Origin of the sequence: Anaerobacillus sp. 1_MG-2023, assembly GCF_030547345.1 — a bacterium.
Taxonomy (GTDB): Bacteria; Bacillota; Bacilli; order Bacillales; family Guptibacillaceae; genus Guptibacillus; species Guptibacillus hwajinpoensis_B.
On sequence record NZ_JAUORD010000006.1, the window covers coordinates 205348 to 220596 of the forward strand.

At 38.5% G+C, this 15249-nt stretch carries 15 protein-coding genes; 2 read left to right on the forward strand and 13 right to left on the reverse strand.

The features are described from left to right. Positions 1-350: 350 nt before the first annotated feature. The 4 genes from Q4550_RS12725 to Q4550_RS12740 form a co-directional block, all read right to left on the reverse strand. Positions 351-1703, reverse strand: a complete 1353-nt coding sequence (locus Q4550_RS12725; RefSeq protein WP_306558451.1) for a TrkH family potassium uptake protein — start codon at positions 1701-1703, stop codon at positions 351-353. Between the two features lie 263 nt (positions 1704-1966). Further along, positions 1967-2671, reverse strand: a complete 705-nt coding sequence (locus Q4550_RS12730) for an alpha/beta family hydrolase (protein ID WP_303533203.1) — start codon at positions 2669-2671, stop codon at positions 1967-1969. Positions 2672-2746: 75 nt separating this feature from the next. Continuing rightward, positions 2747-3319: a hypothetical protein gene (locus Q4550_RS12735; protein ID WP_303533206.1), complete on the reverse strand. Its 573-nt coding sequence runs from the start codon at positions 3317-3319 to the stop codon at positions 2747-2749. A 3-nt stretch (positions 3320-3322) separates the two neighbouring features. Next, entirely contained in the window at positions 3323-4726 is a 1404-nt protein-coding gene (locus tag Q4550_RS12740; protein ID WP_283153053.1) for a SpoVR family protein, read from the reverse strand. Between the two features lie 170 nt (positions 4727-4896). Between Q4550_RS12740 and Q4550_RS12745 the strand changes: the two genes are divergently transcribed. Then, a complete protein-coding gene (locus Q4550_RS12745; protein WP_283153054.1) occupies positions 4897-5859 on the forward strand; it encodes a bile acid:sodium symporter family protein in 963 nt (320 codons plus the stop codon). Between the two features lie 39 nt (positions 5860-5898). Here the strand turns inward: Q4550_RS12745 and Q4550_RS12750 are convergent, their stop codons facing one another. From Q4550_RS12750 to Q4550_RS12770, 5 genes are all read right to left on the reverse strand, one after another. Continuing rightward, positions 5899-6978: a mechanosensitive ion channel family protein gene (locus Q4550_RS12750; protein WP_303533209.1), complete on the reverse strand. Its 1080-nt coding sequence runs from the start codon at positions 6976-6978 to the stop codon at positions 5899-5901. Positions 6979-7059: 81 nt separating this feature from the next. Beyond that, positions 7060-7947, reverse strand: a complete 888-nt coding sequence (locus Q4550_RS12755; protein ID WP_303533211.1) for an EamA family transporter — start codon at positions 7945-7947, stop codon at positions 7060-7062. 286 nt (positions 7948-8233) lie between these two features. Then, positions 8234-8422, reverse strand: coding sequence for a hypothetical protein (locus tag Q4550_RS12760; RefSeq protein ID WP_194220041.1), 189 nt, complete (start codon positions 8420-8422; stop codon positions 8234-8236). A 114-nt stretch (positions 8423-8536) separates the two neighbouring features. Continuing rightward, positions 8537-9106, reverse strand: a complete 570-nt coding sequence (locus tag Q4550_RS12765) for a TlpA family protein disulfide reductase (RefSeq protein ID WP_283153057.1) — start codon at positions 9104-9106, stop codon at positions 8537-8539. Between the two features lie 271 nt (positions 9107-9377). After that, entirely contained in the window at positions 9378-9638 is a 261-nt protein-coding gene (locus Q4550_RS12770) for a metal-sensitive transcriptional regulator (protein ID WP_194220043.1), read from the reverse strand. A gap of 157 nt (positions 9639-9795) precedes the next feature. Here Q4550_RS12770 and Q4550_RS12775 point away from each other — a divergent pair, with 157 nt between their 5' ends. Further along, a complete protein-coding gene (locus tag Q4550_RS12775; protein ID WP_194220044.1) occupies positions 9796-9984 on the forward strand; it encodes a hypothetical protein in 189 nt (62 codons plus the stop codon). Positions 9985-10119: 135 nt separating this feature from the next. Here Q4550_RS12775 and Q4550_RS12780 read toward each other — a convergent pair whose 3' ends face one another. The 4 genes from Q4550_RS12780 to Q4550_RS12795 all read right to left on the reverse strand — a co-directional run bounded on the left by Q4550_RS12780 (position 10120) and on the right by Q4550_RS12795 (position 15091). Beyond that, positions 10120-11859 (reverse strand): phospho-sugar mutase, encoded by a 1740-nt coding sequence (locus Q4550_RS12780; protein ID WP_303533217.1) that lies wholly within the window; start codon positions 11857-11859, stop codon positions 10120-10122. Positions 11860-12050: 191 nt separating this feature from the next. Then, positions 12051-13586 (reverse strand): bifunctional GNAT family N-acetyltransferase/carbon-nitrogen hydrolase family protein, encoded by a 1536-nt coding sequence (locus Q4550_RS12785; protein ID WP_194220046.1) that lies wholly within the window; start codon positions 13584-13586, stop codon positions 12051-12053. Positions 13587-13706: 120 nt separating this feature from the next. Further along, entirely contained in the window at positions 13707-14144 is a 438-nt protein-coding gene (locus Q4550_RS12790; RefSeq protein ID WP_303533220.1) for a CBS domain-containing protein, read from the reverse strand. Between the two features lie 77 nt (positions 14145-14221). Further along, a complete protein-coding gene (locus Q4550_RS12795; RefSeq protein ID WP_283153061.1) occupies positions 14222-15091 on the reverse strand; it encodes a ComEC/Rec2 family competence protein in 870 nt (289 codons plus the stop codon). Between the last annotated feature and the right edge of the window lie 158 nt (positions 15092-15249).

Here is a 15249-nt window from a genome sequence, read left to right on the forward strand (position 1 = left end):
CCGCGCAGCTAGACATGAAAAGCGGAGACGAGCGTTTAGAAACGGAGATATTGGAGCTCTTGAACTAGAACACGCCTTTTGTGTTCTGGTGAAAGAGTGAAATATCGCAGTTTCTGCGAGTCGCAGCTAGACACGAAAAGCGAAAGTGGCCGTTTAGGGTCGACAAGCGCTGGAACCTCCCAAATTGAACACGTTTTTTGTGTTCGAGTTGGGAGGTGAAGCGATCGAGACCCTGGCCGCTGCAGCTAGACACGAAAAGCGGAGACGAGCGTTTAGAAACAAAAATATTAGTACTTAAAGAATTAAACACAAAAAAAGCAAGAGGATCATATCCCCTTGCTTTTTTATAATTAACCTATAATCACTCGTTCAGTTGGATAATGGTATCTTTCCCGAAGAACTGTTCCTCGAATAAGGAAGAGGAACGAAAGAATTCCAATTCTACCAATGAACATCAAACACATGATAACAATTTTGCCAAAAGTACTTAAACCTGGCGTCACGCCCATCGATAAACCAGTGGTACCAAAAGCTGACGACACTTCAAAAATAATAGCCACGATTGGATATGGTTCTGAGAAGGAAAGCATAATAATTCCACAGCTCCATACGATAATGGCCACGGTAAACACAACAAAGGCTTTATGAATATCCTCATGATGCAATTCCCGTCCAAACACTTTAATTGACGTACCACCCTTTGCAAAGAAGAAAATAGCTAGTAGCACAATCGCAAATGTAGTTGTACGCACACCGCCACCTACGCTACTTGGAGAAGCACCAATAAACATTAAGGCCGACATCAACAGCTGTGTTGGCTCTTGAAATTGATTCACATCCATTGTAGATAGGCCACCACTACGCGTTGTCACAGATTGGAACATGGCATAGAAGAACGATTCATGCCAATTCTTACCGGCAAAGAATGAATTCGCTTCAAATGCCCAAATAAGGATCGCTCCTGAAACTACAAGTACAAAGAACGTCATTGTTGTTAATTTAGTAAATAAAGAAAATTTATATCGATGGCTATTTTGTCTAGCAAATAAAAAGTTTTTAACTTCAATTAGCACAGGGAAACCAATAGCTCCTGTGATAATTAATAATATATGAATAAATTGAACGAAATAGTCATGTGCAAATGGCTGAAGAGAACTTCCCGTAATATCAAAACCGCCGTTTGTCGTTGCACTCACTGCAGCAAAAAACCCCTGAAGGTAAGCTTCCTGCCATGTCTCAAAGAAGCGAAGATAATAAGTGCCAAGGACAAGGGCGCCAACTAATTCAATTATGAAAATTAATCCAAGAATTTGCTTCATCAATTGTACTAAACCAGACAATGTGGATTGGTTTTGATCAGTCATTATCAGCTGTCTTTCTTTCAATCCGATCTTCTTTCCCATCACAAGCCAGACAAACGTACCCAGCGTCATAATACCAATTCCGCCAATTTGAAGGACAGCAGCAAGAATAAAGATTCCAGGTACGCTAAAAGTATCCGAAATCGACACAACAGAAAGACCTGTCACGCTTACCGCACTCACGGCTGTGAATAGGGCATCAATAAAGGATAGCTGCACGCCAGGTTGATGGGCAATCGGTAAACCAATTAGAAAGGTAGAAACCGTTACCGCTATTAAATAAAACAAAACGATTAACTGAACAGAAGTTAACCGTATCCGTCGAAAACGAGATCTTAACAAAGCATCCACAGCCTTTTCACGTAATACATTCTTCCATACCCTCTGAGGGTTGGTTCATCACATTCCCTATCTTAACCCATATACGCTCTCTGTCAATCTCTTTCCTATATCATCCATTATTGAGAATCTTCTTACGTATTATTCCTTATTCCCGCTTCTTTAAAAAGAATCCCTAAATATTTGGCACGCTTGACTAAAGTAAACTGTAACAAAAGAAATCAAATCAAAATAAAGAGCCATCATAGACAGCTCTTTATTTTGGTTTATTCTTCTATCCACCTTGTAATTGTTTGAACAGCCTCGTTGATTTGTTGATCAGAAGTGAGGGAACCTGGGTTATCACCTTTTTGTTCACCATACATGCCGTAGTTGGCATGGTTGCCCCCTTCAATAATGTGTATCTCTGCTAAAGAAGAGAGCAACTCTTCTTTTTCTTTTTGATCAGATAGGACTGCAACTCCATCATCTTCACCATAGATCGTAAGCGTCGGTACAGACAGTTCAGACATATCTTCAATCGGATAAGCTGCGAGGAAAAACAACCCTTGGATTTCATCAGGATGTTCGATAGCAAATGATGATGCCACAGCGCCTCCGAGAGAATGACCACCAATGTACCATTCCCCTACATCGTCATATTTACTTATCATTTCAGATGCTTTATCGCCATCTAAAATGGCCAGGTTTAACGTCAGACGAGGGATCACTACAAAATAACCTTCCTCAGCAAGCTGGTGAGCTAAAAAAGCATATGCCTCTTCCTCTACCTTGCCACCTTGATAAAAAATAATCCCCTTGTCAGCATGTTGTAATCCAAATGTTAATTCACTTTCATTTGACTCTTCCATGTACTCTAAAGCTTCCTGTGTTGGTTCATAAGACGCTCTTGCCCAGAAGAAGAAGACGATCGCAAGAACTAGTAATATCAGTGGAACGATAACTAACAGTCGTTTCATGAACTTCTTCATTTGAGATCCCCTTTATATGTGCATTATCACATATATAATACGATAGATCTCATATCTTCACAATAGTTGCATCGGTTAAAATGAGCGTTGTTTTCCCAGGCTAAGAAGCGAATTAATTTCACATTGATATACCTTCGCTTCTTTTGGACCTATTGCTTCTCCCACCTTGGCTTGAAGGATTGTAAGCCGTTCTATCTCTGATTGAGTTAAATAAACTGGCGATGGACTCATAATTCCTTTAACAACTGAGCCATTTGATTCGCTTTCGTAGTGATACGTTTGAATGTTTTCACTCTGAAGCCGGTTGTTATTTTGTTCAACAATTTGATCTGTTTTTTGCTCGATATAACGCTTTAGAAAAGCGCTGCTCCCGAACCCTGTAAGTAGCGCTAAATAGAGTAAGTATTGACCTGAAGCTGTTTCAATAAATAATAACGTCGTTAATATCCCACCAATTCCACCAACTAGTGGCTCTTTTATTGATCCAATATTATAATAGACTGCATTATTTTGTTGATTGACTACTTTTCGAAACCGTTGAAATTCACCTGAGATCAGGATATTACCAATCCCTCCTAAAGCACCGGCTAGCGTTATGGAGAGTAGATACAGCCAGAAATGATCGCTTAAGTCACTCAGGAAATCCATTTGCTACAAGTACCTACGATGCAACTTCTTCCCATCATATGAAAAGAGAACTTCCTTATCCTCCACTCGCGTTTCCATATGAACCGGGCGCCCCCATAATTGATGTACATACGGTAGAACACGCTCTAAATATTGAAGATCAAGCTCTGTTTCTTCAAAAGAATGATGAAGGTACATTTCTCCAGCTTTCATGTAATTCCCATCGCTTACAGTTAAATATGGAAAGCCACCATTTACCCTCATCGTCACTAGCTGATCACGAATATGCTCCCATTCTTTATCAACTATTTTGTAATCGCGTCCTTTCTTTTGGAACAAATACAAATCTTCTTTATATACAAGGTCCTTTGTAAGGTAATTCCTGATAAATGAAATATCAGCTTCCACTTCACGAACTTCAAACATCTTCTCTCTTCCTTTACCCACTTCGAACCCGCGCCGCTTCATTTCCTCTGTAGGATGATCATACACTTCCTCAATATGCTCAAAGATTTTAAGACCGAGGTAATAAGGATTAATACGTGTTCGTGAAGGTTGCACAACATTTGCATTGAGTGAAGCGAATTCAATCGCTTCATCCGTCGTTAAATCCATTTCACGAAGAATCCGCTGATGCCAATAACTTGCCCATCCTTCATTCATGATCTTTGTTTCAAGCTGTGGCCAGAAATATAGCATTTCCTCTCTCATCATCGTCATAATATCTCGCTGCCAGTCCTCAAGCTCCGCGCTATATTCCTGAATGAAGAGAAGAAGATCTTTTTCAGGTTGCGGTGGAAACTTTTTCTTTTTAGTCGGAGCTGGCTCGTCCGCTAACTCATCCTTATCGATTGACCACAAATCATTATATCGAGAATCAGGCTTCACTGGAATCGGCGTTTCATCTTGAAGATTATACGTCAATCTTGGTCTCATTATAGAAGGATCAATATGTTCTTGTATGGAGAGAACAGCGTCAAGAAAGCTCTCCACTTCAGCCTTACCATAGTGATGCTCATAATAAGCGATCCGTTCAGCGGTTGCTGTCATACTCTCAACCATATCTCTTCGCGTATTTGAAAAACGAATATTATTCTTGAAGAAGTCACAGTGAGCAAGTACATGAGCAATAATGAGTTTATTTTGAATTAAACTATTCGTATCTAACAGAAAGGCATAACATGGGTCAGAATTAATAACAAGCTCATAGATTTTACTTAGCCCCAGGTCATATTGTAGCTTCATCTTATGAAATTGCTTACCAAAACTCCAGTGTGAGAAGCGAGTTGGCATTCCATATGCTCCAAACGTGTAAATAATGTCTGCTGGACATATCTCATAACGCATAGGGTAATAATCGAGTCCAAACCCTTTTGCTATTTCTGTAATCTCTTCTATAGCGTAAAAGATTTCTTTCTCTGTAGACATGTCATTCCCTCCTAAATGAATTGCTTACTAATATGTATGACCGGACAAGTAGGTTCATGAGTAACGTAAAAAAATCGTTATCCAAAAATGCTTAATAAATTTTCAGATTGTATTGAAAATTGCATGAATAAGCGTATAATCAAGATTAAATTTTCTAAGGATGTGATGAAATGAGAGCTCTTGAGAAGGCAAGTCATTTTGCGGGGAATACCTTTGCGATTTGGGTCATTCTTTTTGCAGTGCTCGGGTTTATATTCCCTAATGGATTTACGTGGATTACATCATACATAACGATCTTACTCGGAGTCATTATGTTTGGCATGGGCATGACCTTATCTGCAAAGGATTTCAAGGAAGTAGTGAAACAACCAAAAAGCGTTGCCATCGGAGTAGCTGCACAATTTATTGTTATGCCTTTCCTCGCTTACGGTCTTGCCGTTATTTTTCAATTACCAGCTGAAATTGCTGTCGGTGTGATTCTAGTTGGATGTTGTCCTGGGGGTACCGCTTCAAACGTCATCACTTACCTATCGAGGGGAAACACAGCTTTATCAGTAGCGATTACAGCCGTTTCTACGCTACTAGCTCCTTTAATAACACCTGCACTCGTTCTCTTATTTGCGAGTCAATGGTTACCTGTATCTGCAGGTGATCTATTCCTTTCCATCTTTCAAATGGTCGTTATTCCCATTACACTTGGCTTTGGTGTAAAACTGATTTTTAAAGAAAAAGTTGCTGAGAGTGTTAAAGTCCTTCCGCTTGTTTCAGTTATCTCCATCGTCGCTATTGTTGCAGCAGTTGTGGGTGCAAGCAAAGACCGGATTGCAGAAACGGGACTCATTATTTTCTCAATTGTTATACTCCATAATATACTCGGCCTTGTCGTTGGCTACTTTCTTGCCAAATTACTTCAACTCCCTGAACCCGATCAACGCGCGATCTCGATTGAAGTCGGGATGCAAAATTCTGGTCTTGGCGCAGCACTTGCTGCTGCGCATTTTAATCCCATCGCCGCAGTACCAAGCGCTATTTTTAGTGTATGGCATAACATCTCTGGTCCGATTCTAGCTACCATTTGGAGCAAAAGAAAACCTTCTACAAAAGAGCAAAAAGCCCTTACAAAAAGCGCATAAGAAAAGGCAGGTCTCTCCATGGAGGACCTGCCTTTTCTCTTAGTTATACATTTTCTCTTCTTCATGTGATGAAGTCGTTTCCACATGGAGAGTTTGTGTAGGAAATGCAAAAGCAACATGTTCTTCTTCCATTATTTTCATAATTTTGAAATTCACATCTTGTTTTACATTCAAAAAGTCCCCCCACGTGGTTGTGTTGGTAAAGAAATAAAGAAAAACATCAAGGCTACTATGATTAAACTCATCAAATGACACAAATATAGTTTCAGGATGAATTTCTTCATGATCGCGTAGCATTTTCTCGATTCGATTAATACACGTTTCAAGCCTTTCTGATGGCGTATTATACGTTACTCCTAAATGAAAGGTAATTTGCCGCTTACCCATTTTGGACCAGTTCGTAATATTTTCATTCGCTAATCGCGCATTCGGAACTGTCACAAGCGCCTGGGCAAACGTACGAATTTTAGTACTTCTAAACGTAATATCCTCAACCACGCCTTCTACACTCGGTGTTTTAATCCATTCACCGATCGAAAATGGCTTCTCAGTAATGATCACTATTCCACCGAAGAAGTTTTCAATCGTCTCTTTTGCAGCAAGAGCAAAAGCTAAACCTCCAAGTCCAAGCCCAGTAATGAAGCCGTTAACGTCATAACCGAATTCACCTGCGATAACACTAAACGTCATAGCAACAATTAATAGACGAAGTGTTTTTGATAAAAACGGAATAAGAAGCTGATCAATTTTTAGATTATATTTGCTGTTCACTGTTTGGAAAAACAGTGATGACGATGAGGAAAGGTTATACAATCCCCATGCAGTAAGAAAAATTAACGACGATCTCATAATCTCTTTATAAAATTCATTATGATGATCTAGGAATGACACGTAACGTACAGAAATATACAAACCAATTATTACGAATAACATTCGTAACGGCCTCTCAAAAGCAAGGAAGAGATGTGTGAAAAATTCTGTAGAAGACTTTCTACTTAATTTAAGAAAAACATTAAATATATATTTCGCGAAAATTTTCCTCATTACTAAAAAAAGAAGGAAAATACCGAATGCAATACCAAGTTCAATCCATGTGTCTTGAATACGTAACAATTCCATTACGCAACTTCCCCTTTACAAAAATAGGTTATAAGGATATACCTTCGTTTTCTAGAACTTGTATTTGTCAGTTACAGAGAATTATGCCGCTTTTTTTTCTGACTGTTGATCATAGCTTACATTCCACTGGGAGATGACAATGCCAATCAAAATCAACAAAACGCCTCCCCATTGAACAAGATGAACCGCTTCGTGAAGAAAAACCGACGATAAAAGCACTGCCGCTGGAAGCTCTGAGGAACTTAAAATTGTTCCAACACTTGAACCTACTTTAGGTACACCAATGGCCATAAATAATACCGGAAATATATTTCCGAGAAGCGCTAAAAACAAACCAAACATCCACCATTCACCTGATAGGTTCCCTTGGTAAAGTGACTCGGGAGAGAACACAGTTAAGACGAGAATACCAGCTATTGTAACCATATAAAAGCTTTTTTGAACAGCAGGAACTTCTGCTGACGTTTTACTCATAATAAAAATATAGATGGCAAAACAAATTGCTGCAAGAAGACCCAGTAAAATACCGATCGGATCATAAGTGAATTCCTTAGCTCCTAAGACTCCACTCGCTAGAAATGTCCCTATGAGGAGAATAATAACTGATACTAACGATTTAGGTTCTGGCCATCTTTTTTGACTGAGAGAATCAAGTAGGAGGCCGATCCAAGTGAATTGAAAGAGAAGAAGCACCGCAATTGAAGCTGGCAGTTTGGATACAGCAAGCGTATAAAAAATAGAAACACAACCGATGGCCACTCCACCGATTAGAATAAATTTTAAACCCTGTAATTTTAGTTTTTTCTTAGAAAGAACAACGAGAACTATTAGAACGAGCCATCCAATAAAGAATTGTCCAGCTAATAATTCTCCTACTGAGAAGCCTTTAGAAATCCCTATTTTCGTAATTGTAGACAATGAACCTAAACTACATCCTGCAAATAAAACGAGGAATACATATTTCCACATTCGATGATCCTCCCATCATTTATCTCATGCTTACCTTTTTTAAAGGAATTCAATGAATGGTGTAAAAATAAGACAATAAAAAAATCGCCCCCTGTCGAACAATCGACAAAGGGCGATGAAAATGAAAGGTTCTTCTTTCAGAAAAATCGCCGTCTAACCTGCCTGAGGCTAGTTTTAGTATACTTAAATCATAAGCCCTATTTCCCGTCTCGTCAATAAGAGTTGTAAAACTACAAATGAAGCATGGGAAAGAGATGCGAAAATAATTTATGGCATTCGTATTACTCTAATAAATTTGATAGATCCCCGTCGTAATGAGATAACCCACAAGTAAACCAAGAAAAACCGACATCGAAATGTAGGACCATTTTGATTTAAATTCAATCCCAACCCCATTCACCGGCTCATAAATCCAGCTATACTGGACAAATCCCAACATCAAAAACAACATGACACCAAATCCTAAATTAGTCACAGTTCACTCCCCCCTTATGCGTCAACTGTTTATCCTTCGCTATTTTAATACATCGTTTTTTTTAAAGAACGATCGAGCGAACGGTAGCTCATACCTTTCCTAATAAAACATCTTTTATTCCACTGAAGATGCCAACTCAACCATTTGTTCTTTACTCATTGGACCTATTATCCTCTTCATTATTATACCATTTTTGTCAACTAAATACGTCGTTGGAATTGTTATAGTAGCGAAAGTATTTGTTTGCTCACCATTTTCATCCAACAATACTGGAAAGGTAAGAGCATATTCTTTCACAAAATTCTCCACAACTTGAGAAGAAGATTCATTGGTCGTTATATTTATAGAAAGAATTTCTGCATCGTATTCTTCTGCCTTTTCTTCATAAAATTCCTGCATATCCGGCATTTCTTCTTTACAAGGGGGGCACCAGGTCGTCCAGAAATTAATAAAAGTTACCTTCCCTTTGTAATCAGAGAGGCTCACTTCTTTCCCTTCTAGAGAATATAATGTAAAATCAGGTGCCTTATCTCCTTTTTGCAATCCTACTTCAACAGCTCCTGACACTTGCTTTGCTGGTTCTGCTTGATTTATAACGTTAACATTCTTATTATCCGTAAAAACTTGCAAACCAAAAGCTAAAAAACCACTAAGGACGACGATCCCGATTATCAAATTTCTCATTAGCTCCTCCTTTTACCAAAGAACATTGACTAAATGCCCAATTAACACAGCTTCGTAAGCACAAATGTTGTAAATAGCAGAGTTTATCCATTATTCACTATCATACCGATTTTAGGTGGGACTATACCCAATACTTAAGACAGCTATTGTCACAGAACATTTCCCATCTTACTTTTGAAAACCAAGGAGGGGTATGATTTATTGAGTCGTGTATCCATTGTAAAAAGGTACTAGGATTATCAAGATATTTTATTGAATATCCTAATAATCCTTAACGGCTCTTAACGAGAAGTTGAACAGCTTCCTTTACAACATCTTCTGTAGACTCGCCTTTATCAAGCTGTTCACGAATACACTCCTCTAGATTAGAACCAACTATTAAACCTATCGTACGGTCAATCGCCGTTCTGCTAGCAGATAGCTGAGTAATTACATCTTTGCAATCTTTCTCTTCTTCAAGCATACGAAGAACGCCACGAATTTGACCTTCAACTCTTTTTAAACGGTTTTTCATTTCATTTGTATATTCCATGATATAACTCCCTTTCGTGATCATTTATGTTTCTATGAATAAGAATATTCTGTCAAAAATAAATTAATTTCTTGCTACTTCTCTTCATATATTGTAAAATAAATCGTAATTTAAGGATAGGAAAAAGGTTTAGTTCATTATAAGGAGGCAGTGCCTTTTGGATTTATCCGAAGATGATAAACGGTTATCTAAAATTTACCGAAAGATTGTTACCTCAAACGAGTATAAAGCAGGTAAAATTCTCGAGAAACTAGATAGCGAAACGAAAGACAAAGTATTTCATCTCATTCGTATGAACAAAGCTGAATACGAACATCAATTGAATAAACAACAACTTCACCAATAGTAGAAAAATCGGCGAAACTAGCCGATTTTTTTTCGTGTCTAAGTTTTACATAAGACACATGTTGTGCTTTTAGAGGAAACTCATCAAGAAAACCAGGACGAGAGATTTGTCCTGGTTTTCTTTTTCATTATTATATTATCCCAAACGTTCTTGAACCTTACCCATAACGGAGGATCTAAGTTCAGCCAATTTACTTTGACTGTTTTCAAGATTATCGCTATTTACGCCAAAATAAAATTTCACTTTCGGCTCAGTTCCTGAAGGACGAAGGCAGAACCATGATCCATCTTCTAAAATATATTTCAATACATTTGAAGTAGGCAATTCAATTTGCTCACTTTCACCACTACCTAAAAACGTTCTTTTGCTTGTCTCATAATCCTCTACACTTTGTACTCGTAATCCAGCTGCTTCAGTAGGCGGCTCTTCACGGAATTTCGCAAGTAAAGAAACGATCTTCTCTGCCCCTTCTTTTCCTTTCAGTGTTAACGATTCAAGACCTTCCTGATAAAATCCATACTGTTCAAATACTTCGAGCAACCCTTCATAAAGCGTCATTCCTTTAGACTTGTAGAAAGCAGCAACTTCAGCTGCTACGAGGCATGCTTGAACAGCATCTTTGTCTCGAACAAAGTCACCAACAAGATAGCCATAGCTTTCTTCATAGCCAAATAGGAAAGTATGCTCCCCAGTTGTTTCGAATTCTTTAATCTTTTCTCCAATAAATTTAAATCCTGTAAGCGTATCATATGAAGTAAGACCGTTATCCTCCGCAATCTTACGACCAATTTCAGAAGTAACAATTGTTTTAAGAACTGCGCCATTTTCCGGCAGCTCTCCATTTTCTTTTTTCTGAGTAATGATGTAGTTCAACAATAGTGCACCTGTTTGATTTCCAGTCAGGACCACATACTTACCCTCTTTGTTTTTCACAGCTACACCAACACGGTCTGCATCTGGATCTGTAGCCAACAGAATATCAGCATCCTCCTGCTCCCCATATTGAATAGCTAATTCAAACGCAGCATGTTCTTCCGGGTTTGGAGAAGACACTGTAGAGAAATTAGGATCTGGTAACTCCTGTTCTTTTACAACAGTTACATTCGTAAATCCATAAGCTTTCAAACCTTCCCTCACAGGAATATTCGCTGTTCCGTGCAAAGGCGTGAAGACGATTTTTAATTGCTCGCCCATTTTAGAAAGTAATTCTTGATTTACGCGAAGCGTTTTTAATTGTTCTACATATTGGCGATCAATTTCTGCGCCAACCATTTGAATAAGTCCTTTTTCTTTCAGTTCTTGTTCGGACGTAACCTTCACTTCTAACTCATTCTCAACACCGTCTACATATGAAATCACTTCTGCAGCAGCTTTAGGGGGTAACTGACCTCCATCTTCTCCATAAACTTTATAACCGTTATACTCTGGTGGGTTATGACTCGCTGTGATAACGATTCCAGCGCAAGCATTTAAAGTTCGAACCGCGAACGAGAGCTCTGGAGTGGGGCGGAGTTCTTCGAAAACATACGTTTGAATGCCATGCCTCGAAAGTGTCTTCGCAGCTTCCATAGCGAACTCAGGAGACTTGTGACGCGAATCGTAAGCAATTGCTACTCCTCTTTTCTTGTAAGCTTCACCATGTGCATCTATGTATTGCGCAAGACCTTCAGAGGCTTTTCGAATCGTATATAAATTCATTCGATTCGTACCTGGGCCAATTTCCCCCCTCATGCCACCCGTGCCAAATTCAAGATTTTTATAAAATGCATCTTCAAGTGATTGGTCTTGTCCTTTTAATGCTTCAAGATCCTTTTTCAATTCATCATCAAGGGAAGTTGCTGATACCCATCTTTGATATTCATTTTTCCAGTCCATTATTGCCTCCTATTATGTAAATCTTCTTTAATTTTTATCAATTCTAGAAAACCTGTTAAAATCCTGCATTTTGGCTAGATTTTCTCCTTTTCTCTAATTATCATAATATGAATTTTATCGTACGCCAATGCTATATAGGAAAAAAACACCATTCGCTTAAATTCGACAAAAAAAGCAAGCCGCAAAGCGGCTTACTTTTTGTAATGTATCTCATATAAATCTTTTCGGCGATCTCGCAACTGGCGAACCGTACCTGATTGACGTTGTCTTCTAAGAATTTCAAGATCTACATCGCCTACCACGACAGTTTCAATATTCGGGTGACATTCACCAGCAATTCCATCTCTTGAAAAAGCAAAATCTGAAGGGGTAAAAATCCCTGATTGTGCATACTGAACGTCCATATTCTCTACTTGAGATAAGTTACCAATCGTACCGGCAATGACTGTATAGATTTGGTTCTCAACCGCTCTAGCCTGCGCACAATAACGGACGCGTAAATACCCTTGACGATCATCGGTGCAGAAAGGTGTAAATAGAATGTTAGCGCCCTTATCCGTCGCAATTCTTCCAAGCTCAGGGAATTCGATATCATAACAGATTTGGATCGCAATTTTACCACAATCTGTATCAAAAACTTCAATGCCATCTGAACCATGAATTCCCCACCAACGACGTTCATTTGGGGTAACATGAATTTTATATTGCTTTTCAATCGTTCCGTCTCTTCTAAACAAATAAGCAATATTATAGATCTTTTCATCCTCTAAAACGAAATGAGAACCACCAATAATATTAACGTTATACTTTACAGCTAATTCTGTAAAAAGCTCGATATACGGCTCTGTATATTCTGTTAAACGACGAACAGCTTTGCTTGGTATTTTTTCATCCATGAACGACATTAGTTGTGTCGTAAAGATCTCAGGAAACACAGCAAAATCAGAACCAAAATCTGCTGCCACATCAACATAATATTCTACTTGGTTTGCAAATTCTTCAAAGGAAGATATTTTCTTCATCGCATATTGTATCGCACAAATTCGAACGGGGAATGACGATCTAAAGTGCCTTCTTGTAACGGCTTTATATTCAACGTTATTCCACTCCATTAAAGTAGCAAATTGCTTTGAAGCTTTATCATCTGGTAAATAGTTCGGATTTATTCTCATAACATTAAATCCATTCATGAGCTGGAACGTTAAAACAGGATCATATATGTTTTGGAATTTCACTTCTTCTACGTATTCTGATGCTTTCATTTCATTCGCGTGCTTATGGTAATTCGGAATTCGCCCTCCGATGATAATACTCTTCACGTTTAATTCTCGCGCAAGATCTTTTCGTGCCTCATAAAGACGCTTACCGATTTTCATCCTTCTATATTCAGGATGAACCATCACTTCAATACCGTAAAGATTATAGCCATCAGGGTTATGATTTGTAATATATCCTTCATCCGTTATGTCATCCCACGTATGCTGATCATCATATTCATCAAAGTTCACCATCAAACTTGAACAGGAGCCTATGATTTCTCCTTCGAGTTCTACACAAAATTGCCCTTCTGGGAAAATTTCCAGGTGACTCTCAAGATGCTCTCTTTTCCAGGGATCCATTCCAGGAAAACATTTTTTCTGTAATGAAAGGATTTCATCTATATCTTCGTGATGAATTTGCCTAATCTCAATCTTTTTTTCGAATTTCGATACATCTAATTCTGACATATGTTTCCCCTCCACATTCCATCTATATTACTATGTACCCTATTTCCACGTGATTCTATCCTGATTTTATCATAGGATGAACGAAATAGAAGAGACTGACATTTGTCAGCCCCTTTGTCTTTACGCTCGTGTTATTCCATTCTGAGAAATGCTCGATAGTGCGGTGGCGGCCTCTTGATGGTCAGGTGTTTTCGTCGCAAAATCTCCAAGCGAAACCATTCCTATTACCTGATTGTTTTCAACAATAGGCAATCGTCGTATCTGATTCTGAGCCATTAATGCCGCTGCTTCTTCTGCACTCATGTTAGATGTAGCTGAGACAATGTTGTTAGACATACATTGGCTCACCTGACAATCCGCATTTCCACCAGTTGCAGTGGCACGAGTCGTAATATCACGATCTGTAACCATTCCGCAAAGCTGACCATTTTTCATGACAGGTAATGAACCAATATTATACTGATTCATTAGGGCTGCTGCTTCCTGGATCGATTGCTCTGGTGTAACGGATATGATGTTCTTAGACATGAGGTTTTGCAGATTGTTATGCACAAGCATTCCTCCCAAGGTGTATGATCGTTCAGACAAGAAAGGCGGTGCCTTTCAACATGTAGTGTAAGCTCCTTCACCGGTTATTATTTATCCTTTTTATGTGATATCAGGTTGTTATCAGTATGAAATACAATGTTCTCACCATCACTTGTAGCAATAATCGTTCCTATTTCATCTGTCCTTAGAACAGAAATATGATGTTCATTTAATCTCTGAATCACATTTTTATCTGGAAAATCATAACGATTATTTTTACCTACAGAAATAACAGCAGTCTCTGGGGTTACGGCTTTAAGAAATGTCTCTGATGTAGCCGAACTCGCACCATGGTGCCCCATTTTTAGAACATCAGATTTAATCTGTTTCCTTTTAAGTTTTTCTAGCATTTGCTTCTCTACTTCTACCCCAGCGTCCCCCATCAACAGGAAGCTATTCTCTTTATGACTCAGCCGTAATACGGCACTATAATCATTAAAATCCTCGTACTCCGCTTCTTTGGAAGGTGAAATGACCTGTATATTGACCTGATGTCCTAATTTTATTTTCATACCTTTTCGTGCCTTTTCTAAGGTGATGTCTTTTTTCTTCAATACTTTTAAGAGCGACTTATAGTGCACTGTTGGATAAGAAACATCGGGCATCATCACAGTTTTCACATCGAAATTTTCTATCACATCATCCATCCCACCAATATGGTCATGATGGGGATGCGTCGCCACAATATAATCTAATTGGCTAATGCCTAGCTTGTTTATATAATTTGAAACCGTTTCTCCATCACCATTATCTCCTGCGTCTACTAGCACAGCTTTTTCTCCATACGTGATCAAAATGCTATCAGCCTGTCCCACATCAATAAAATGAACTTCAACCACATTTGATTGAGCTGTCACATCATAAGGCATCAATAATAAGATAAGAAGGGATATAAAAAGAAACCTAATGAATTTCATAATGATTCCTCCAACGCTTTACTTGTTATTAGTATGTACCTTCCTCTCTGATCTAAAAGCAATGTTAACTTATTTTGACTTCACAATTTGTGGATCATCTGAGTGAAAATAGCACCATTCAATCGCATAGCCAAACTAAAAGAAAAAAGCTCCCCTTT